The organism is Microbulbifer sp. CnH-101-G (genome assembly GCF_052466775.1).
Window position 1 is genome coordinate 3,778,975 of sequence record NZ_CP174292.1, and the last position, 20,621, is coordinate 3,799,595.

Annotated in this window: 17 protein-coding genes; 5 read left to right on the plus strand and 12 right to left on the minus strand. The window is 49.8% G+C overall.

Annotated elements, in window-relative coordinates; all coding sequences use genetic code 11:
• Positions 1 to 52 precede the first annotated feature (52 nt).
• Positions 53 to 2,407, plus strand: a complete 2,355-nt coding sequence (locus ACJJID_RS16745) for a Tex family protein (RefSeq protein WP_444920457.1) — start codon at positions 53 to 55, stop codon at positions 2,405 to 2,407.
• A gap of 90 nt (positions 2,408 to 2,497) precedes the next feature.
• On the opposite strand, the gene ACJJID_RS16750 is transcribed toward ACJJID_RS16745, so the two are convergent.
• The 5 genes from ACJJID_RS16750 to ACJJID_RS16770 form a co-directional block, all read right to left on the minus strand.
• The gene (locus ACJJID_RS16750; protein ID WP_444920458.1) at positions 2,498 to 3,163 is read right to left on the minus strand and encodes an RluA family pseudouridine synthase; all 666 of its coding nucleotides are present in this window, start codon (positions 3,161 to 3,163) and stop codon (positions 2,498 to 2,500) included.
• A 69-nt stretch (positions 3,164 to 3,232) separates the two neighbouring features.
• Positions 3,233 to 4,072, minus strand: a complete 840-nt coding sequence (metF, locus tag ACJJID_RS16755; RefSeq protein WP_444920459.1) for a methylenetetrahydrofolate reductase [NAD(P)H] — start codon at positions 4,070 to 4,072, stop codon at positions 3,233 to 3,235.
• 61 nt (positions 4,073 to 4,133) lie between these two features.
• Positions 4,134 to 5,519: an adenosylhomocysteinase gene (gene ahcY / locus ACJJID_RS16760; protein ID WP_152455748.1), complete on the minus strand. Its 1,386-nt coding sequence runs from the start codon at positions 5,517 to 5,519 to the stop codon at positions 4,134 to 4,136.
• Between the two features lie 95 nt (positions 5,520 to 5,614).
• The gene (metK, locus tag ACJJID_RS16765; RefSeq protein ID WP_444920460.1) at positions 5,615 to 6,835 is read right to left on the minus strand and encodes a methionine adenosyltransferase; all 1,221 of its coding nucleotides are present in this window, start codon (positions 6,833 to 6,835) and stop codon (positions 5,615 to 5,617) included.
• A gap of 69 nt (positions 6,836 to 6,904) precedes the next feature.
• Entirely contained in the window at positions 6,905 to 7,861 is a 957-nt protein-coding gene (locus tag ACJJID_RS16770; RefSeq protein WP_444920461.1) for a metalloregulator ArsR/SmtB family transcription factor, read from the minus strand.
• 254 nt (positions 7,862 to 8,115) lie between these two features.
• Here ACJJID_RS16770 and tkt point away from each other — a divergent pair, with 254 nt between their 5' ends.
• Both tkt and gap read left to right on the plus strand, forming a co-directional pair.
• Positions 8,116 to 10,116, plus strand: coding sequence for a transketolase (gene tkt, locus ACJJID_RS16775; RefSeq protein WP_444920462.1), 2,001 nt, complete (start codon positions 8,116 to 8,118; stop codon positions 10,114 to 10,116).
• Positions 10,117 to 10,205: 89 nt separating this feature from the next.
• Positions 10,206 to 11,237 carry a type I glyceraldehyde-3-phosphate dehydrogenase gene (gene gap / locus ACJJID_RS16780; RefSeq protein ID WP_444920463.1) on the plus strand — a complete coding sequence of 344 codons (1,032 nt, stop codon included), beginning with the start codon at positions 10,206 to 10,208 and terminating at the stop codon, positions 11,235 to 11,237.
• A 105-nt stretch (positions 11,238 to 11,342) separates the two neighbouring features.
• On the opposite strand, the gene ACJJID_RS16785 is transcribed toward gap, so the two are convergent.
• The 3 genes from ACJJID_RS16785 to ACJJID_RS16795 all read right to left on the minus strand — a co-directional run bounded on the left by ACJJID_RS16785 (position 11,343) and on the right by ACJJID_RS16795 (position 17,426).
• A complete protein-coding gene (locus ACJJID_RS16785) occupies positions 11,343 to 13,373 on the minus strand; it encodes a hypothetical protein (protein WP_444920464.1) in 2,031 nt (676 codons plus the stop codon).
• Between the two features lie 669 nt (positions 13,374 to 14,042).
• On the minus strand, positions 14,043 to 16,046 hold the full coding sequence (locus tag ACJJID_RS16790) for a hypothetical protein (protein ID WP_444920465.1): 2,004 nt from the start codon (positions 16,044 to 16,046) through the stop codon (positions 14,043 to 14,045).
• 243 nt (positions 16,047 to 16,289) lie between these two features.
• Positions 16,290 to 17,426 carry an aminopeptidase gene (locus tag ACJJID_RS16795; RefSeq protein ID WP_444920466.1) on the minus strand — a complete coding sequence of 379 codons (1,137 nt, stop codon included), beginning with the start codon at positions 17,424 to 17,426 and terminating at the stop codon, positions 16,290 to 16,292.
• Between the two features lie 77 nt (positions 17,427 to 17,503).
• Between ACJJID_RS16795 and ACJJID_RS16800 the strand changes: the two genes are divergently transcribed.
• Together ACJJID_RS16800 and ACJJID_RS16805 are read left to right on the plus strand one after the other, a co-directional pair.
• The gene (locus tag ACJJID_RS16800) at positions 17,504 to 17,737 is read left to right on the plus strand and encodes a hypothetical protein (protein ID WP_152455765.1); all 234 of its coding nucleotides are present in this window, start codon (positions 17,504 to 17,506) and stop codon (positions 17,735 to 17,737) included.
• A 258-nt stretch (positions 17,738 to 17,995) separates the two neighbouring features.
• Positions 17,996 to 18,190 carry a DUF3149 domain-containing protein gene (locus ACJJID_RS16805; RefSeq protein ID WP_444920467.1) on the plus strand — a complete coding sequence of 65 codons (195 nt, stop codon included), beginning with the start codon at positions 17,996 to 17,998 and terminating at the stop codon, positions 18,188 to 18,190.
• Between the two features lie 383 nt (positions 18,191 to 18,573).
• Here ACJJID_RS16805 and tatC read toward each other — a convergent pair whose 3' ends face one another.
• The 4 genes from tatC to ACJJID_RS16825 form a co-directional block, all read right to left on the minus strand.
• A complete protein-coding gene (gene tatC, locus ACJJID_RS16810) occupies positions 18,574 to 19,329 on the minus strand; it encodes a twin-arginine translocase subunit TatC (protein ID WP_444920468.1) in 756 nt (251 codons plus the stop codon).
• Positions 19,326 to 19,877: a Sec-independent protein translocase protein TatB gene (gene tatB, locus ACJJID_RS16815; RefSeq protein WP_444920469.1), complete on the minus strand. Its 552-nt coding sequence runs from the start codon at positions 19,875 to 19,877 to the stop codon at positions 19,326 to 19,328. Before tatB ends, tatC begins: the two co-directional genes overlap by 4 nt.
• A gap of 29 nt (positions 19,878 to 19,906) precedes the next feature.
• Entirely contained in the window at positions 19,907 to 20,164 is a 258-nt protein-coding gene (gene tatA, locus ACJJID_RS16820) for a twin-arginine translocase TatA/TatE family subunit (protein WP_152456476.1), read from the minus strand.
• Positions 20,165 to 20,275: 111 nt separating this feature from the next.
• Positions 20,276 to 20,614, minus strand: coding sequence for a phosphoribosyl-ATP diphosphatase (locus tag ACJJID_RS16825; protein ID WP_152455773.1), 339 nt, complete (start codon positions 20,612 to 20,614; stop codon positions 20,276 to 20,278).
• Positions 20,615 to 20,621 lie beyond the last annotated feature (7 nt).

The window sequence follows — 20,621 nt, forward strand, 5'->3', positions numbered from 1 at the left end:
CAAACGCCGCTCCTTAAGGTACGAACCCCCGGAAAACGGATATAGACATCACATGCTGGATATCAACGCTCGCATCGCCGAAGAACTCAACGTACGTCCCCAACAGGTTACCGCCGCAGTATCACTGTTGGATGAAGGCTCCACGGTGCCTTTTATTGCCCGCTACCGGAAAGAAGTCACGGGGGCCCTGGACGACACCCAATTACGTACCCTGGAGGAGCGCCTGCGCTACCTGCGTGAGCTGGAAGAGCGCCGCGCAGCCATCCTCAAGAGTATTGATGAGCAGGGCAAACTCACCGCGGAATTGGCGCAACAAATCAATGGCGCTGACACCAAAAACCGCCTCGAAGACCTTTACCTGCCCTACAAACCCAAACGTCGCACCAAAGGGCAAATCGCTATCGAAGCGGGGCTCGAACCCCTCGCCGACGCCCTGATTAACAACCCATCCTTAGATCCCGCCGCAGAAGCACAGCAATACCTCAACACCGATCACGAAGACGCCTCATTACAGGTAAAAGACATCAAGGCCGCCCTCGACGGAGCCAAATTTATCCTGATGGAGCGCTTCGCCGAAGATGCAGAGCTGCTGGGCAAACTACGAGATTTCCTCAAGCGCGATGGCCAGGTCAAATCCAAGCTGCTCGACGGTAAAGAGGAAGAGGGAGCCAAATTCCGCGACTATTTCGAATACGCCGAGGACTGGTCCAAGGTGCCATCCCACCGCGCCCTGGCAATTTTCCGCGGCCGCAACGAAGGCATCCTCGCCATCAGCGTTGGATTGCCCGAAGAAGAAGGCACTCCAGCCACCGCCGGCCACCCCTGCGAGACCATGATCGCCAGGCATTTTGATATTACCGACGAAGGCCGCCCGGCGGACAAATGGCTCGGCGAAGTAGTGCGCTGGACCTGGCGTATCAAACTGCTTACCGCGCTGGAAACTGACCTATTGGGTGAACTGCGCGAGAAAGCGGAAGAGGAAGCCATCAAGGTCTTCTCTCGCAACCTCAAAGATCTACTATTGGCCGCACCTGCCGGACACAAGGCCACTATCGGCCTGGACCCGGGCCTGCGCACCGGTGTGAAAGTTGCGGTAGTGGATGCCACCGGCAAGATACTGGACCACACCGCCATCTTCCCCAACCCGCCGCAAAACCGTCATCAGGAATCCGCCGCGGTTATTGCCGCCCTGTGCAATAAATACAATGTCGGCTTGATCGCCATCGGCAACGGCACAGCCAGTCGCGAGACCGATAAATTTGTCGGCGAAACTATCAAACAATATAAGCTCAGCGCACAAAAAGTGGTGGTGAACGAGGCCGGAGCCTCTGTGTACTCCGCCTCCGAATTTGCCGCGCGGGAATTCCCCGATCTGGATGTCACCATCCGCGGAGCCATCTCTATCGCCCGTCGCCTGCAAGATCCGCTGGCTGAACTGGTGAAGATCGAACCCAAATCCATTGGCGTTGGCCAGTACCAGCATGACGTTTCACAGACTCAGCTGGCACGCTCTCTCGACGCCGTGGTGGAAGACTGTGTAAATGGTGTTGGTGCCGAATTGAATTCCGCCTCGGCGCCGCTGTTGGCCAAAGTTTCCGGTCTGACCGCCTCCATCGCCAGCAATATCGTCACCTACCGCGATCAAAACGGCGCCTTTAAAAACCGCAAACAGCTGCTGGAAGTACCGCGCCTGGGGCCCAAAGCCTTTGAGCAGGCCGCCGGCTTCCTGCGTATTAATAACGGCGAAAACCCGCTGGATAAATCCGGCGTACACCCCGAATCCTATATCGTGGTGAAACGCATCGCCGAGAAAAACGGCCGCGAGATCAACAGCCTGATCGGCGACTCCGCCTTCCTGCGCCGCCTCAATCCTGCGGATTACACCGATGAGAAATTCGGTGTGCCCACCGTCACCGATATCATCGCCGAGCTGGAAAAACCCGGCCGCGATCCACGCCCGGAATTCCGCACTGCACGCTTCGAAGAGGGTGTCGAGGAAATCAAAGACCTGCGCCCCGCCATGGTGTTGGAAGGCACGGTTACCAACGTCACCAACTTCGGTGCGTTTGTAGATATCGGCGTACACCAGGACGGTCTGGTCCATATCTCCGCGCTTTCAGAAAAATTCGTCAAAGATCCCCACGAGGTGGTTAAAGCCGGCGATATCGTCAAAGTGAAAGTGATGGAAGTGGATGTCACACGCAAGCGCATCGGTCTTTCCATGCGCCTCTCCGACGAGCCCGGCGAGCAGGGCAGCGGCGGTATCAACAAAGGCGACCAGCGTGAAAACCGCCAGGCCCAGCGCTATAACAAGCAGCAGGGCAATCGGCAGCAAAAGGGCGGCCAAGGGAATAGCCGTGGCAGCATGGGTGACATTTTAATGGCGGCGATGAAGAATAAAAAATAATACTGCGGACCAACAAAAAAGGGCGATCACCAGATCGCCCTTTTTTGTTTAATGAAAAATCAAAGCCGGCTGTAAAGCTAGCATTAACGATTATTCAGCTGAGAATGCCTCTGGCAATTCACTGGTAACGCTCAGGCGCTCTTGCGTCTCTGGATGCAAAAATTCCAGAGCACTCGCATGCAATAATAATCTCGGGGCCGCAGCTAAGGCTTCTGAGTGTGCATAGAATGGATCACCCAATATCGGGTGTCCCATCGCCTGCATATGCACCCGCAGCTGATGCGAACGGCCTGTAACCGGCAAGAGGCGCAGTAAGCTGCTGTCTGCTGTACTAGATATTTTTTCCCAACGCGTGAGAGAGGGCTTACCCACCTCATGATCTACTTTTTGTTTTGGCCTGTTTGGCCAGTCACAAATCAGAGGCAGATTCACCTCACCTGAGTCTGCAGTGGGTACCCCCCACACTCTAGCAAGATAGGTTTTATCGACCTTGCGATTTTGAAAGAGTGTGCTGAGTTTGCGGTGAACTTCAGGACTCCGCGCCATTACCATTAGGCCCGAAGTATCCATATCCAGGCGGTGCACTATTAATGCTTCCGGGTAGTTTTTTTGTACCCTGCTTGCCAGACTATCTTTATGGGCCGGGTCTCTACCTGGCACACTGAGGAGACCACTGGGTTTATTTAAAATTAGAAGGGAGGAATCCTGATAAATAACCGATAAAAAAGGCTCGGTTGGTGGGCAATATTTACGCATTATTTAACTCTTACAACCTGCTAAATACTAATGCCCACACCCGGTGGCACTATAAAATATCAAGGAGGACTAGCGAGCCTCAAGGCCCAGGTCCTTTAAAATACTCTCTGAGGCACCAATCTGATTCATCGTATAAAAATGCAATCCCGGTGCGCCCCCCTCCAATAAGGTTTCACACAGGTCGGTAACTACTTCGAGACCCAGCTTACGGATATCATCCGGGTCACGATAACTTTCCATACGTTTTTTCAGCCAGCGCGGAATCTCTGCGCCGCAGTTACGCGAAAAACGCACTAAATTATCGAAGTTAATAATTGGCATAATCCCCGGATAGATCGGTGCATCAATACCGGCTTTCTCACACTGATCTATGAAGTAAAAATATGAATCCGGGTTATAGAAGTATTGGGTCAGGGCGCTATTCGCTCCCGCCTCAAACTTCCCTTTTAGATAGCGTATATCATCGTCATAACTGTTGGATTCCGGATGAATTTCCGGATAGGCGGCGACTTCCAGATGGAAGTGATCGCCGGTATGGCGGCGAATAAAGGCCACCAACTCATTCGCATAGACCAGTTGCGCCACCGCACCCATCCCAGAGGGCATATCTCCACGCAGGGCGACGATCCGATTGACGTCGGCCTCTTTATAAGTATTTAACAATCCGAGAATGGTTTCTTCGTTGTCACCACCAAATGACAGGTGCGGCGCAATGGAAATACCATCTTTGCGCATATTGGTAACAATATTGGCGGTAGTTTCGCGGGTGGTACCGCCGGCGCCATAGGTGACGGAGAAAAATTCGGGATTAAACGCCTGTAAAGCCTCGCGGGTTTTATACAGCTTGGCGCGGCCTTCGGGGGTTTTGGGTGGGAAAAATTCGAAACTGATGCGAATGGGATTTTTCATTATATTTTCCAGGCCCTCCGAAATTCAGGTGCCGGCACAGCCAGCACCTTCTATGAGGGTATTAGTATTTATAACTTTCAGGCTTGAACGGACCGTCGACAGAAACACCGATGTATTTGGCCTGCTCCTCGGTCATACGGGTAATTACCCCATCGAAACCTTCCACCATGTAGCGCGCCACTTCCTCGTCGAGGTGCTTGGGAAGTACCTTGACGTAAAGTGCAGACACTTTTTGGTCGGAGGGCAGGTCGGCAAACTTTTCTTCAAACAGGTGAATTTGCGCGAGAACCTGGTTGGCAAATGAACCGTCCATAATACGGCTGGGGTGACCAGTGGCGTTGCCCAGGTTTACCAAACGGCCTTCGGACAACAACAGCAGGTGATCATTGGTTTCGCTATTGCGCACTATCTTATGCACCTGGGGCTTCACTTCCTGCCACTCCCAGTTCTCACGCATAAAGGCGGTATCGATTTCATTATCGAAGTGACCGATATTGGAAACTACAGCGCCGCTCTTCAGTGCCGCTAGCATATGCTTGTCGCAGACATTGGCATTGCCGGTAGTGGTGACAATCAGGTCGGTATTGGCCAGCAGCGCTTTATTGATGCCTTCGGCGGTGCCGGTGTTAATACCGTCAATATAGGGAGAAACCAGCTCGAAACCATCCATACAGGCCTGCATGGCACAGATGGGGTCCACCTCGGATACCTTGACGATCATACCTTCCTGGCGCAGGGAAGCAGCGGAACCTTTACCCACGTCACCGTAACCGATAACCAACGCTTTCTTACCCGCAAGCAGGTGGTCGGTGGCGCGCTTAATGGCATCGTTCAGGCTGTGACGACAGCCGTATTTGTTGTCATTCTTGCTCTTGGTTACGGCGTCGTTGACGTTGATCGCCGGAACCTTGAGGGTGCCATCGCGCAGCATTTCCTGCAGGCGGTGTACACCAGTAGTGGTTTCTTCGCTGATACCGTGGCAGTTATTCAGAATACCGGGGTATTTGCGGTGCAAAAGCTCGGTCAGGTCGCCACCGTCGTCCAGAATCATATTCGGGCGCCAGCCGGCAACATCGGCACCCACGGTGCGCTCCAGACACCACTCGTACTCTTCCTCGGTTTCACCTTTCCAGGCAAACACAGGAATACCGCTGGCGGCGATAGCTGCAGCGGCGTGATCCTGAGTAGAAAAAATATTGCAGGAAGACCAGCGCACTTCCGCGCCCAGGGCGACCAGGGTTTCAATCAGCACCGCGGTCTGAATGGTCATGTGGATACAGCCCATAATATGCGCGCCAGCGAGGGGCTGCTGCGCACGGTATTTCTCCCGCAGGGTCATCAGTGCCGGCATTTCACCTTCGGCAATCTCAATTTCACGACGGCCCCAATCGGCCAGAGAGATATCCGCGATCTTAAAATCTTTAAATTCAGTGCTCATTTGATTCATTCTTTTTCAGTTCCAATCACATTCTTCTTACACTAAGAGACGTCGTAACGCCTCCTCACAACGGCCCCAGTTCGAAGCCGCAATTAACAAGGGAATTACAGACCCGCCTGGGCACGCAGGGCATCGACCTTGTCAGTCTTCTCCCAGGGGAAGGCGGTGAAAGTTTCACTGCGCGCTTGGCCGTTGCCATCCACCCAGTTATAGGTGTGGGTAAAGGGATCGCGGCCAAAGTGGCCGTAGGCTGCAGTCAGCTGATACATGGGGTGCAGCAGATCGAGGGATTTTGAAATGGCATAGGGGCGCAGATCGAAATTCTCGCGCACCAGCTCCACCAGTTTCTCTTCGGAAACCACGCCTGTACCAAAGGTATTGATGGCAACCGAGGTGGGCTCGGCAACGCCGATGGCATAGGACACCTGGATTTCACAGCGCTTGGCCAGGCCTGCGGCGACAATATTCTTGGCCACATAGCGACCGGCATAGGCCGCGGAACGGTCCACTTTGGACGGGTCCTTACCGGAGAAGGCACCGCCACCATGACGCGCGGAACCGCCGTAGGTATCCACAATAATTTTGCGCCCGGTCAGGCCACAGTCACCGACGGGACCGCCAATCACAAAGTTACCGGTGGGGTTAATATGGAATTTGGTGTCCTTGTGTAGCCATTCGGCCGGCAGGGTGTGATGTACGATCAACTCCATCACCGCATCGCGCAGATCCGCCTGGCTCACATCGGGATTGTGCTGGGTGGAGAGTACCACCGCATCGATAGCGCAGGGGCGGCCCTGCTCGTCGTAGCGGAAAGTGAGCTGGCTCTTGGCATCGGGGCGCAACCAGGGCAGCAGGCCGGACTTACGCGCCTCAGCCTGACGCTCCACCAAGCGGTGGGAATAATAGATGGGCGCCGGCATAAAAGTCGGCGTTTCATTAGTCGCGTAACCAAACATCAGGCCCTGGTCGCCGGCACCCTGGTCTTCCGGCTTGGCGCGATCGACACCCTGGGCAATATCCAGGGATTGTTTGCCGATAACGTTGATCACACCACAGGTTTCTCCGTCGTAACCCACGTCGGAGGAGGTGTAGCCGATATCGGTAATCACCTTGCGCACCAGTTCCTCCAGGTCGACCCAGGCGGAGGTGGAGATTTCCCCGGCAATAACCGCGATACCGGTCTTTACCAGAGTTTCACAGGCAACGCGCGCCTGCTTGTCACGAGCCAACAGCGCATCCAATACCGCGTCGGAAATCTGGTCGGCGATTTTATCCGGGTGCCCTTCAGACACGGATTCCGAGGTAAACAGTTTGTATTCACTCATGTGAGAGTCTCCATGTGTTCCGCCGCGGGCGGTTAGCAAAATTCTGGGCCTGACGATCGACTGCAGTCGTCAGGGTTTTACAAATTCTCTGATCTGGATCTGAAAACCATTGCGCAGCGCACTGTAAACACTGCGGCCATCACTTAAACCGGCAGCTTGCGCCCACTGGCTCAGCTGTTCGGGGGCAAATCCCAGCCATAGATCGCCACAAGCTTCCCGCGCCCAGTCCTGACCGTGCTCCTGTAGCTCTGCCACCAGTAACTGGCCACCGCTTTTCAGGGCGCCTTGTAAGTCCTGGAAAATCTGCGCGGGATCAGGGGTGTGGTGCAGCACCATATTAACCACAATGCTGTCGGCGCTGGCCGGCCGCGCAGCAGCCGCACGGGTATCACCACAGACAAATTCGATATTGGCCAGGCCCTGCTCATCGGCAAATGCCTGGGCGCGCTCCAACATAGCCGAGGACAGATCCAGCGCAGTGACTGTGGCAAAGCGCAGGGACAACTCCTGTAGGAACTCCCCCTCGCCGGGCCCCACCTCCAGGGCATGGCGGCCAGAGTTGAGCAGCTGTGCCACCTGCGGGCCATACACGCTGTAACTGGCGATCAACTCCTGCTGCTCCCGAAAGCGATTGCCGTAGTCCGCAAAGAAGCGACGCGAGGCTTCGGCGCGCTCCTCCGAGATACGCGCCACCGATTGAGCCCGCGCGTCTGATAACGGCAACTGGTCCAGGTTGGCGAACAGCTGAGCGAGCAGCGCTGAACTGCTTGTGCGCCGGTAAAAGAGGTTGTTGCCCTCGCGGCGCTTGCTCACCAACCCCGCTTGGGCAAGCACCTTGAGGTGGTGACTCAGGGCCGGTTGGCGCAGATCAAAAATTCGACAGAGTTCCAGCACGCTGTAGGAGTCCTGGCTGAGCAGACGCAATATCTCCAGGCGCAGGGGATCGCCCGCCGCTTTTAGGGTCGCCGCAAGTTGGGGAATTTCCGCGCTGGTGCCGGATTGAGAAATGGGCTGGATTTCAGACATGCGGACGAGTCTATCAGGCACACCACCCTATATCAAAGAACTTTGATATAGCTTTATAAAATTATTTTGATGTAGCTGCTTGTGGCCACCATCTGCACATAAACCTGGGCAATTGTTGCTTCACTTAATAGCAATTTCCCCCGCAAGCCTTTGCGTGAGGCACGCCTTTACGGGAAAATACGCCCCCATTTTGTCGCTGTGGGAAAAGCCTGTAGAGCGCCCCGCGGCCATCCGAAAATCAGAGAGTTCTTCCTATGTCTTCTACTCCCTCTCGCACAGACAAGGCCAACGCTATCCGCGCCCTGTCTATGGACGCCGTCCAGAAAGCCAACAGCGGCCACCCCGGTGCGCCTATGGGTATGGCGGATATCGCCGAAGTGCTGTGGAATGACTACCTGAAGCACAACCCGGCCAACCCCGAGTGGGCCGACCGCGACCGCTTTGTGCTTTCCAACGGCCACGGCTCCATGCTGCTGTACTCACTGCTGCACCTGTCCGGCTACGACCTGCCGATCGAAGAGCTGAAGAATTTCCGCCAGATGCACTCCAAGACTCCGGGCCACCCGGAGTACGGTTACGCGCCGGGCGTTGAAACCACTACCGGCCCTCTCGGCCAGGGTATTACCAATGCTGTCGGTATGGCATTGGCCGAAAAAGTACTAGCCGCACAGTTCAACCGCCCGGGTTACGAGCTGGTCGACCACCACACCTATGTATTTATGGGTGACGGCTGTTTGATGGAAGGTGTTTCCCACGAGGCCTGTTCCCTAGCCGGCACCCTGGGCCTGGGCAAACTGATCGCTTTCTACGATGACAACGGCATCTCCATCGACGGAGAAGTGGAAGGCTGGTTTACCGACGATACGCCCAAGCGCTTCGAATCCTATGGCTGGCACGTAATCCCTAATGTGGATGGCCACGACGCCACCGCTATTAAAGCCGCCATCGAAGAGGCCCGCGCCAACAGCGACAAGCCCACCATTATCTGCTGCAAAACCGTGATCGGCTTCGGCTCACCCAACAAACAGGGTCGCGAGGAATGTCACGGCGCACCTCTGGGTGATGACGAAATTGCCCTAGTCCGCGAAACCCTCGGCTGGGCGCACGCCCCCTTCGAAATCCCCGCGGAGATCTACGCTGAGTGGGACGCCAAACCCAAAGGTGAGGCGCAAGAAGACGAATGGAAAGACATTTTTGCCGACTACCGCGAAGAGTTCCCCGAGCTGGCCGCCGAGTTCGAACGCCGTATGAGTGGCGAACTGCCCGCAGACTTCCTCGCAAAAGCCGATGACTACATCCAACAGTGCCAAGATGATGCGCAGAAAATCGCCTCGCGTAAGGCGAGCCAAAATGCATTGAACGCCTACGGTCCGCTGCTGCCGGAATTCCTCGGTGGTTCCGCCGACCTGGCCGGCTCCAACCTCACCATCTGGTCCGGCTCCAAGGGCGTCAGTGCAGAAGATGCCTCCGGCAACTACGTCTACTACGGCGTGCGTGAGTTCGGCATGAGCGCCATGATGAACGGCATCGCCCTGCACGGCGGCTTCGTCCCCTACGGCGCCACTTTCCTGATGTTTATGGAATACGCTCGCAACGCCGTGCGCATGGCCGCACTGATGAAGCAGCGCGTGATCTTTGTCTACACCCACGACTCCATCGGCCTCGGTGAAGACGGCCCAACCCACCAGCCGGTTGAGCAGCTGAGCGCTTTACGTTCTACCCCCAATCTGCACACCTGGCGCCCTTGCGATGCCACCGAATCCGCAGTGAGCTGGAAAATGGCTATCGCACGTAAAAATGGCCCCAGCACCCTGGTGTTCAGCCGTCAGGGCCTGGCGCCGCAACCGCGCAATGCCGCACAGCTGGCCCAAGTAGAGAAGGGCGGTTATGTACTGTCCGACTGTGACGGTACCCCGGAAGCGATCATTATCGCCACCGGCTCCGAGGTGGAACTGGCCATGGCCGCCCAAGAGAAGCTCGCGGGCAAGAAGGTACGTGTGGTTTCCATGCCCTGCGCCGAAGCCTTTATGGAGCAGGACGAGTCCTACCGAGAATCGGTACTGCCCTCCGCCGTGCGCGCACGCGTGGCCGTAGAGGCCAGTCACCAGGATTACTGGTATAAGTTCGTCGGCTTTGACGGCGCCATTATTGGTATGAGCAGCTTCGGTGAGTCCGCCCCCGGCGGCGAGCTGATGCGCCACTTCGGTTTCACCGTGGAAAATGTGGTGGAAACCGTCGAGAAAGTGCTGAACTAAGTTCAGCACTTTAGCCGGGCGCCCCTTGCACACAATATCGCGAGGGGCGTCTCGGCTACGCCTTCAATTCCTACCCGGCATGAACCGCTATGACCACCCGACTCGCCATTAATGGCTATGGCCGTATCGGCCGCTCCGTTCTGCGTGCTCTGTATGAATCCGGCGCCCGCGATACCCTACAGATTGTCGCCATCAACGAGCTGGCAGACTGCGCTACTATCGGCCACCTCACCAAGTACGATTCGGTACACGGTCGCTTCGCCGGTGATGTCTCTGTGGAAAATGACACGCTAACGGTTAATGGCGATTCCATCGCAGTCACACATTTCGAGCGGTTGGAAGACCTAAATTGGCGCGAAGAGAATGTCGATATCGTGCTTGAATGCACCGGGAGTTTTAAAGAGCGACGCTGCGCCGAACTTCACCTGGCCGCAGGGGCAAAGAAAGTTTTATTCTCCCAGCCCGCCAGCCGCGATGTGGATGCCACCATTGTTTATGGGGTTAACGATCACACCCTGAACGGCAATGAAACTATTATTTCTGCCGCCTCCTGCACCACCAATTGCAGCGTGCCGGTAATCGCAGCTCTCGACAAGGCGTTTGGTATAGAAGCGGGCGTGCTCACCACCATCCACTCCGCCATGAACGATCAGCCGGTCAGTGATGCCTATCACCACACCGATTTAAGAAAAACACGCTCCGCCGTTACTTCAATTATTCCCGTCGACACCGCACTCGCCCGCGGCATCGAGCGCATATTGCCGCACTTATTTGGAAAGTTCGAAGCCCAGGCCATGCGCGTACCCACGGTCAATGTCTCCGCAATTGATCTATCTGTGCAATTACAAAGAGACGTAAGTCAAAGTGAAATCAACGCTTTACTAAAATCCACAGCCGCGACAGAGTTTAAAGGCGTACTTGGCTTCACCGAAGAACCCCTCGCCTCCTGCGACTTTAATCACGACCCGCGCTCGGGAATTATTGATGCCAGCCAGACACGGGTTGCCGGCGGTAAATTAGTGAAGATATTGATTTGGTTTGATAATGAATGGGGGTTTGCGAATCGGATGTTGGATGTGGCTTCGAAATTAACAAACAAGAAAAACTATCACTTAGACTAAAAATCTTCAGATGCTTCAACATCAAAAAAGGGCATCGATTTTCTTAGCATTTAAAAAAAAATCGATGCCCAATCAACATAAAATCTGATCTACTACCTAATCAATTTAGTTTTCAGTATTAAATTTTCTATAAGAATGAAAAAACCAAGCATCACGAAGTAAGTGACCACCAGGATCAGAAAAATCAATCAACTGATCTCTATATTTATCGGCAAAAAAGGTTTGATGATAGTTAAACCAATAATGCCCTGCCCCATCAATCTGATATAGTTCCCAGTCTCTTTCAAGATATAAAGCACAATCTGCATTATCTAGAGTATCCCAAGAGTCTGGAACACAAAACTCAGAGTCATTGCGATAAGTTCGGATCAATAGCCTTCCATTATCTGCTACCTTCCAAAGTCCTATTTGTACAAATGGCTCTTCATCTTCTATAACACCATCACTGTCATTATCCCTTAAAGATCTAATTTCCACTGTACCATCTGATTTATATTCTTCACTATATTCATCTAAGGGCCCAAAAAAGTTAGGCTCAAAATAATGCTTGCCTATTATTTCATCTTTATTCCACCCGGATATTTCTTTAAGGAGAATTGAGCCTCTAGATCCCACTACCGTTCTATTAGCAGATTTCTCCATTACAGACGCATATAGGATTTCATCCTTAGAATGATCGGTAAGTGCATAAACATAGGACAAATCTTCAGAGATATTAATAACTAATCGGTTATTATCATCTACGCTCCAGCTTCCAGAAATATCGCTCTCAGTTATCTCGCCACTTCCTGAAACAATAGGCATTATTATTGAGGTACGTCCACCACTATCAAAGTCACCCAGCAAGCCTAGCTTTATTGAACCAACAGTAGAACCTTGCCACAAACCCTCGATTGGATCCCTAATTTCCCCTTCTTTTTCAGGTATTGAAAAACTATATTCACGACCAATCAGTAATACATCTTTAGGATCCAGCACCCCTGCTGAGCGTACAGCCGAGCCTAAAATATAGCCAGCTTTTGTTTCCTCTGATTTATCTTGAACGGAATCAGGATAACCTAAAGTATCAAGTGTTTCGAATACGACAGTGCTGTGATTCTTGTCATCTGTCACCCACAATAATCGTTTAAGCTCTCTTTTTCTATCTACCCAAATATTCCTATCATCAATATTCTCTATGACTCCATCAGTTATGGTTTGAGCGGCCTCTAGTCTGATGCCATCAATTTCTTGAGTCCAGCTTAGGTCAATAATTCCACTTGAGTATATATATGTACCCGACCCATCCTCATTTAAGGTAAGTTGTATATCTGGGTATTGTATATAATAAGTATCAGCGATAGATTGCAAACTATTTGGAGATATATTAACTAAGTTTAAATCTAGAGCTATATCCGCCTTAATATCCTCAAATAAATCAGTAAACTGAGTCTCCATCAGATTTACATACTTAGAAGATTGCTCGAAATCTTTCGCATATAGATAAGTATCCTGTACTTCCGCAGGAAGAGCTATACCCTTATCTGAGTATTCTATAAGGAATTTAAGTGAGGCTGCTACGGCAAGAGCTCTTTCGCTATTAATTCTTTTTAGTGCTTGCTGTAATTCCAGCTGAGTACTTACCTCAGTATCCTCTTCTATTTCCAAAAGTGCAGAAATTGAAGTTGAAAGACTACTAATATTGACTGAATGATGTTCAGATTTTTCTAATACGCCGTCTTCACCTGCATATTCAATTAATGAGCTTAGAGACCCCAGCACCGTGGCAAACTGGACTCTCCTATTATCTGATGAGTAAGCTACGGCTTTCACTATGCTTTCGGCTTGTGTTTCAGGCACTTCAATATCAATTGAATAGTTACCCTTACTATCAGATTCAGTTGAGACTTGAGTATCGCCGATGGCGAAATCTATCTTTGCGCTGGATACAGGTCCATCTACTATCTTCCCCTCAATTGTGAGGCCAATAGTATTTTCGGTTGTTCCTCCACTGCCTCCGCTGCCTCCGCTGCCTCCGCTGCCTCCGCTGCCTCCGCTGCCTCCGCTGCCTCCGCTGCCTCCGCTGCCTCCGCTGCATGCGGCCAGTAGGCTAAGAGCACAAATTCCTATTGACCTAAAAAGTCCATGTCGATACATCTTATTAAATCTCTCCTTAACAAAAATTTACATAAAGTTTCCCTAACTATAAATTTTTCGGATAAAAAGAGCTATTAATCTTGCGTTAAAAAAGTTCACTTCTACTAAAAAGTCAGGTTCTGACTATTAAGTAAGTGCCTTAGTACTAAAGCCAGAAATTTGATTGCAACCTCAATCAACAAGCACCCCAAATCATGTAGCAAATAGATGATCTTGGTGAGCCCTTTGTATCTGTGGTTACGGTGTTTCCTTCCCTACTAAATTCTCTGAAGAACCTTTGGGAACTCATCTTCTGGCTCAACCTTCATGGCGATCATCAAATGGCCACTCACTGCCCAGTAGTTACATGGTGTTTTTTTAATCTTTACAATAAATAAAGTTGATTGTGCATATATGACTACTAAAAATATCCCTGTTAACTCTTTTATTCAAAAATCTAATGCATGATGTGTATTAAATCAGCTAATATTTTAGAGTCTTTATTACGATCATTAATGCAACAACATGAGTCTACATATATTATTATGCCAAATGTAAATGATTTTTACTGGGAACATATTGACAGGCTGAATCTTTGGCAGCCGCATAAAGACAGCGGCACATTTGTGCCGCCCTTAATAGGTCATATCATCATAAAGTACAAATATACCTTTTAATCTAACAAATAAATTAATTTTTTTGTACACTAGGCAAAACAATGGGCCTTTCACTAACTTTATACATAAATGAGTTATATATATGCCCACCACCAAATATATTATTCGTTAAATCAGATAAACCAGGAATTTCATCATGTTTTTCATTTGAGAAAAATTTCAACTCCTTTCTAATCCAGAACAACTGCTCCTCTTTTGATACCTGAGAGAGGTTCCACTCTCGCTCACTAACAAGTGAGCAATCTGTATTAGATAGGGGATCCCAGTCACTAGGCATACAGCTGTCGCCATTCATTCTCCGGTAAAATCTAATAATCAAATTCCCATCATCAGATAGCTTCCAAAGCCCCGAATAAACATCAAGTTCATCACTAACTAACTCTCCATCAGAATCCCAATCAAAAATAGTTATTCTTTTTACTGTGCCGTCAAAATTCACCTCAAACCAAGCGTAATCTAATGGTTGAGCAAAGTATGAGCTAAATTGATAAATACCCTCTACTGTATTCTCTTTCCATGAATCCAGATCTTTAGCTAGTACAGTATCAAAATCTATTAGCCGTCCTTTCTCTGACTCTTCTAGAACAAACGTTAAATTTTTTCCCTTATACATATAGTCTAGAAAAACATAAGTGAATTTACTTCCTGCAGAAGTATCTATAATGATTTTTTTATCGTCTTCCAAGCGCCAAACCCCTGACATATTAGTGCTTGTCTTTCTTCCATCTCCCTCCACACCAGGAATAGATATATTGACCATCCCACCAGTTTCAAACTCTCCGCTAAAGCTCATATCAAGAACTCTAACTGAAAGCCTGGGAGAAATTCCATCTACAGGATTTATAACTTCTCCAGGCATAACTGGTATCGGCATGCTATATTCTTGTTCCAACTTAACTGAGTCAGGAACTTTTATTATGCTTGAGGAGCGAATCGCAGTTTCTGCATAAATATTGCTCTTTATATCTAGATCAGAATTAATAGGCTCAGAACTGACATCATATTCTTCCACTTGCAGAATAACTGATAAAATAGCATCACTGTCTATCATCCATACGAGATCTTTGATTACGATATGACTTTCTTCAGAGTAGGGTCCAAAAAAACTAATGTGTCTTATCAAATCTGCATCTTTAAATGTAATTCCATTATCATTTTTTGACCATGTAAAACTAGTATTATCAACTTCTCCATCAATTTCACCGGTTCCATCTGGTCGTAGAGTAAGCCTCATCTTCAAATATGGCAGATAATAGGTATCTGCTATTTGCAAATCACTATTAGATAAATAGCCAAATAATTTTATACTCTCAATTAGACTTGACTGTGCCTTATCGAACAAATCAGCAAGCCTTTCTTTTGCGTTATATACAGAAATAGATACTGCGGATTTATTGGCTGCCAACTCATATATATCACGATAAGCATTAGGGATAGAAAGACCGGAACCTTCCATTAAACTTTCATTACTACTATATAAACTAATGAAAGCAGCCATATCAAAAACTACGGAAGCATCAAGACTCTTCAAGGATAAAGTTAACTCTGACTCTGTCTTTATCTCCCCTGCATTTATGCTTTTAAGATGCGCGGAAAAGGCTGTAGAAATACTGGTAATATTTACCTCATTCTTTTCCTCCTGCACTAAAACCCCGTCTTCACCAGATTTCTCTAGCAAAGTTCTTACAGAGCCAAGCAGACTCACAAATCTTATACTACTTTCGGCAGGAAAAATGGCTTCAGCTCTTACAAAGCTATCAATCTGAGATTCAGGGATTTCTATATCGATAGAGTAATTCCCTAACGTATCTACCTCCCCATAGAATTCAGTATCAGCTACCTGTAACCTCACCTCAGCATTGGTAAAGCTAGTAGTTTCCACATATCCTTCAATCGTTAAGCTAACCGTTTTCTCGGGGAGCTCATTATTCTTGTCTTTATCATCGCTGCTACAAGCTGATAGAAGTAATAAGCAACCAATTATTAGAAAATTGGATAAGAATTTAGGGTACATCACTCTACTCAATCTTAATGGATGGAATTCTGATGGACGGGACTATAAAGAAACAAGCAGAGCCAGGCCAGAAAAATTAAGAGATGAAGTTTTGAAATTACGTTAACCAACTGTCACAAAATGCAAATATATATCTGAGCATGGCTTACTGATAATGATAGGATCAGGTTTGATCCTTCTTATGGTTAGAAAAAATTCCTAATAAAAATCCTTTGTCAAGAAAGGGGCGTCTACGAGATTTTTATATTAATCACGTAAAATGCAACTCATTTCATCTAGCCCTCCTTGCTTTATCTCTGAGTTTGACCGGCGATATTCATCCCCCAACTGGCGTAAACGTTCTTCGCGATTAACCTTACTTAAATCCCCCAACCTTTGCGCAGCATTATAAAAAGCCTCCCAGCTACCACTATCCAAATAAAGCTGCTTAAAGGCTGGTACTTGGGATTCATATTCAGCAGCCAGGGCCAGGGTGGCATTGTTGGTTTTTTCTATATAGCTTTGATAGCGCGTAGGATTGGGCCAGTTTGCAGATAGCTTTCTATAGCATTGACGTAATCGGGATAAAACCCGGGCTTTTTGTTCGCGCTTTAAACTATCTGGTTGTGAAGATTGATAGACTGTTTGTAGTTGGCTGCGTGTGGCAGCCATCAATTGACGCACAGACATGGTTTCTGCGCGGGCCTGAGCTGCGGAGCTGACCAGGCCCTGACTGCTGAGCCAGCCGGGTAGGGCAATTTCTGAGACGGCGGTGGCAAAGCTCTCGTTGAACTGGGTATCACCGGAGATATAAACCCTTCTATGGGCCAGCTCATGAATTAAAAGACCGGCTAGGCGTTCCTGAGGCCAATTAACAAAACTGGATAATATTGGGTCGTTAAACCAACCGAGGGTGCTGTAAGCGGGCACCGCGCCCAGATATACATCATAGCCCTGTCCACGCAGCTGATTCGCTTTTGCCTCTGCCGCAGACTTGCGAAAATAACCACGGTAGCTGGCGCAGCCGGCGATAGGATAACACCAGCGCTTAGGCTCAAGGGAAAACTCCGGCGCTGCCAGGACATTCCAAATTGGGTAGGTGTCATCTAGCTGTACATAAGCGCTATAGGCATCACCTACCGGCAGTTGCAAAACTTCGGCTGCATAGGCCCGAATCTGCAATACAAGTTGTAGCTGCTGTTGTAATTGCTCACTGGTACCCGGTTCATTAATGATTTTTTCAATCGGCTGACGCCCAGATAAAATGCGCCACTGGCCGGCAGCTGCTTGAGCGTAATAACCGACGGTTTCACAGCCCGCCAAATACAGTGATATGAGGAGCAGCCATATGCGTAAACTAAGCCGTTTTTTTGACAGGCCCGTGATAGGCAATCTGCTATACACTTCCTTTCCTATTGTCATTTTATTGTGATCTGGCCAGGGCCTTTTCTTTCCCTTCAATAGCCTCTAAGGGTTATAGCATGATGCCAGTTAGCGCGGTTCTGACAGTATTTGCCCTGGCTTTTGCCGCCATTGCCTGGCTGCGATTAGTGAAAGTGTGCTTTGACGACAGCACTATAGCCGGGTTCCTCGCTCTGTTTATTCCTCCCTTGGCACTCATGCTGCTTTTACCTCGCTGGCGCCAGGAACAGGAGTTGTATCTACTATGGGGCGCAGCACTTGCCTGCCTGCTTTTAAGCTTTGTGCTGCACTGATGAAAAAATTCCCTATGCTCTAGGAGCCTAACTAACTCTATCAAGTAAAAACCGGTCAGTCGCAGTACTGCACCTTCCCCTCTAGGAAAAGTAGTCCCCTAAGAACACCAGCACTTGGTATCAGCTTATATACGCTCAGACAGGGACCACCGATCCTCCTCTTCTCCAGTAACTCAAGCCCAGTTGATTTAGGTCAAGAGATTTGTAGCACAACTCCATACACTGCATAACTGAAGCATTGGCGTACTGGAGAGAAAGATGGATGCCTTAATTGATCTATTTACCAGCTTTTCCGGCTTGCTCAGTCTGGCCGTAATCGGGTTTATATTCCTGATGGCATACTATTTTTATCGACTGGTTAGCAACAATGTGGAAAAAGCAGTAGCGGAGCAGGAAAAGAAAGAGCGCGCTGCAGCCACCCGTGTCAATAAAGCGGCGGCTACATCTCGCTAATACCTGGGGTCTCAGGGTAGTACCATTGCCGCAAGTTTTTTGCGGTGCAGGCGGTTATGTTAAGAAACAGGAGTTTCTGATTTTAATCGCTACTTTCCTCAGCTGACCGTTTGGTTTTTGTTGCGATGGGGGCTTGCCAGTAGTGGCGCAAAAACCAATATCGTTCGGCTTTTTATTGCATGGAACGCAGACTGTCTATCCACAACCAGCTCTGTTTGAGAGCACGGCGTTGGATTTTGGTTTGGGCAGGTAAAACAACAGGGCGACTGCCCCGGCTGCGAAAGCAGTCGGGGCATTTTATTGCACAAGCAAAATGTTGATTTGAAAAACTACTTCGAGCCGTTTAAATAGTAGCGGAAATGTAATTTTTAGAAATCTGCAAATTAAGACTGTTCGGCTTGCTCTTTAGACCGGCGCGAAGTAATCCAGCGACCAAATAAAATACCTACCTCAAACAGCAACCACATGGGTACGGCCAGTAGAGACTGGGAGATAACATCCGGTGGAGTGAGCAGCATACCGATCAGGAAGCAGCCCACAATCACATAGGGACGTTTACTCCCCAAAGTTTTGGCATCCACTGCGCCACTCCAAATCAGTAACACCGTAGCGATGGGTATCTCGAAAGCGAAACCGAAAGCAAAAAACAACTTCAATACCAAATCCAGATAGCTGCGCATATCTGGCATAACTTTGATATCTGCGTGGGCCGAGCCAACAAAGAAATCAAATAAAATAGGAAACACTACGAAATAGGCAAAGGCCACACCGGCGTAAAATAAAAATACACTGGTGACCAAAATAGGGATCGCTACGCGCTTTTCATTTTTATACAGACCGGGAGCAATAAAAGCCCAGGCCTGATAGAGCACAAAGGGAATGGCGATGAAAAACGATACAATAAATGTGGTCTTAAATGGAGTAAGGAAAGTGGAGGTTACCTCTGTGGCAATCATCCCCGCATCGCCGACCAAGCGCTCTTGCAGTGGATTGGCAATAAAGTTGTAGATATCCGAGGCAAAGGGCACGAGGCAGGCAAAGAGAACCACCACAACCAGTAAAGTGCGCAGCAGCCGATCCCGCAGCTCGATCAGGTGATCGATAAAGGGCTGATGGCTGTCTTGTGATTGATCGCTCATGGTTGTTTGTCTTTTTCCTGTTGCGATTCTTTTTCTGTATCTTTGGGTATATTTTCCGGGTGATCTGGATTCAATTCTGGATCGCCGTAATCGTGCCAGTGCTCTGGGTATTCGGGATCTTGCAGCTCCTCAACCGTCTCATCCTGCTCCGGCAAATAATCCTCTTGTTCCGCGCGTGGGTGCTCGGGTTCAGGTAGGGTTTTTTTAGCCGGAGTTTTTTCCTCCGTTTCAGTCGATTCGCCGGGTTGAGGTTTATCCTCTTGCTGCAGAGATTCACTCACCTCGCGGTTGGCCTCATTGAAGGTGCGCTCCATCTCCCGGCGGCTTTCTTCTATCTCCCGCAGGATGCGCTCATTGTGCAGCTCTCGGCGGATATCATCCGCACCCACCTCCCGCTCTAACTCCTCGCGCGCCCCCTGCAAGGTGCGCTTCAGGCCAGACCACCAGCGCGCCGTTGTGCGGATGGCATCGGGCAGGCGCTCCGGGCCCACCACAAGCAGTGCCACTACCGCGACCAGTAGCAGTTCAAAAAAGCCAATATCAAACACGGGGCATTACTCGCGTTAACAGTGCCGAATTATTTGTCCTGGGACTGCTTGTCTTTTTCCTTGGAGGCGCTGCCCTGTTTTGGCTTTTCTTCCTCATCGTGCTGAAGACGCTCAGGGTCTTTATCTTTGTCCTCATCCTTATCATCATCCTTCACTGCTTTGCGAAAGCCTTTCAGTGCACCGCCCAGGTCACCACCGAGGTTTTTCAAACGCTTGGTTCCGAACAGCAGCAGGACAATGACCAAGATAATCAACAGCTGCCAGATGCTAATTCCACCGAATCCCATAATCGTCTCCATGTCATTTAATACGGCAGCCACTTTGCATTGCCATTGGCCGCCATGGGTAAAACCACAACTTATCAGAGGACTGTTACGCCAGTCCTTCCAACTGAATTCTTATCCCTCGTTACTGCGGGATGCCTTTTCTTCCAGGCCAGAGAGGCCAAAACGCCGGCCCAGTTCACGCACTACATCCTGGGAGTCCGCTCCCAGGTGCGAAAGCATCACTAATGAGTGAAACCAGAGATCGGCCGTTTCGGCGATCATATCCCGGTTGTCGCCACTGGTCTGCGCATCCTTGGCGGCGAGAATTGTTTCGGTGGCTTCTTCACCCACCTTTTCCAGTATTTTGTTGAGCCCCTTCCTATGCAGGCTGGCAACATAGGATTTATCGGCATCATCTGCGCACTTGCGGCTCTCTAGTACCGCGTCGAGTTGTTGCAGCAGATCACTCATTTCCGGG

Coding starts and splice junctions, on each gene's coding strand:
- ACJJID_RS16745 (WP_444920457.1), top strand. CDS start 53: ATGCTGGATATCAACGCTCGCATCGCCGAAGAACTCAACGTACGTCCC.
- ACJJID_RS16750 (WP_444920458.1), bottom strand. CDS start 3,163: ATGCGTAAATATTGCCCACCAACCGAGCCTTTTTTATCGGTTATTTAT.
- metF (WP_444920459.1), bottom strand. CDS start 4,072: ATGAAAAATCCCATTCGCATCAGTTTCGAATTTTTCCCACCCAAAACC.
- ahcY (WP_152455748.1), bottom strand. CDS start 5,519: ATGAATCAAATGAGCACTGAATTTAAAGATTTTAAGATCGCGGATATC.
- metK (WP_444920460.1), bottom strand. CDS start 6,835: ATGAGTGAATACAAACTGTTTACCTCGGAATCCGTGTCTGAAGGGCAC.
- ACJJID_RS16770 (WP_444920461.1), bottom strand. CDS start 7,861: ATGTCTGAAATCCAGCCCATTTCTCAATCCGGCACCAGCGCGGAAATT.
- tkt (WP_444920462.1), top strand. CDS start 8,116: ATGTCTTCTACTCCCTCTCGCACAGACAAGGCCAACGCTATCCGCGCC.
- gap (WP_444920463.1), top strand. CDS start 10,206: ATGACCACCCGACTCGCCATTAATGGCTATGGCCGTATCGGCCGCTCC.
- ACJJID_RS16785 (WP_444920464.1), bottom strand. CDS start 13,373: ATGTATCGACATGGACTTTTTAGGTCAATAGGAATTTGTGCTCTTAGC.
- ACJJID_RS16800 (WP_152455765.1), top strand. CDS start 17,504: ATGATGCCAGTTAGCGCGGTTCTGACAGTATTTGCCCTGGCTTTTGCC.
- ACJJID_RS16805 (WP_444920467.1), top strand. CDS start 17,996: ATGGATGCCTTAATTGATCTATTTACCAGCTTTTCCGGCTTGCTCAGT.
- tatC (WP_444920468.1), bottom strand. CDS start 19,329: ATGAGCGATCAATCACAAGACAGCCATCAGCCCTTTATCGATCACCTG.
- tatA (WP_152456476.1), bottom strand. CDS start 20,164: ATGGGATTCGGTGGAATTAGCATCTGGCAGCTGTTGATTATCTTGGTC.
- ACJJID_RS16825 (WP_152455773.1), bottom strand. CDS start 20,614: ATGAGTGATCTGCTGCAACAACTCGACGCGGTACTAGAGAGCCGCAAG.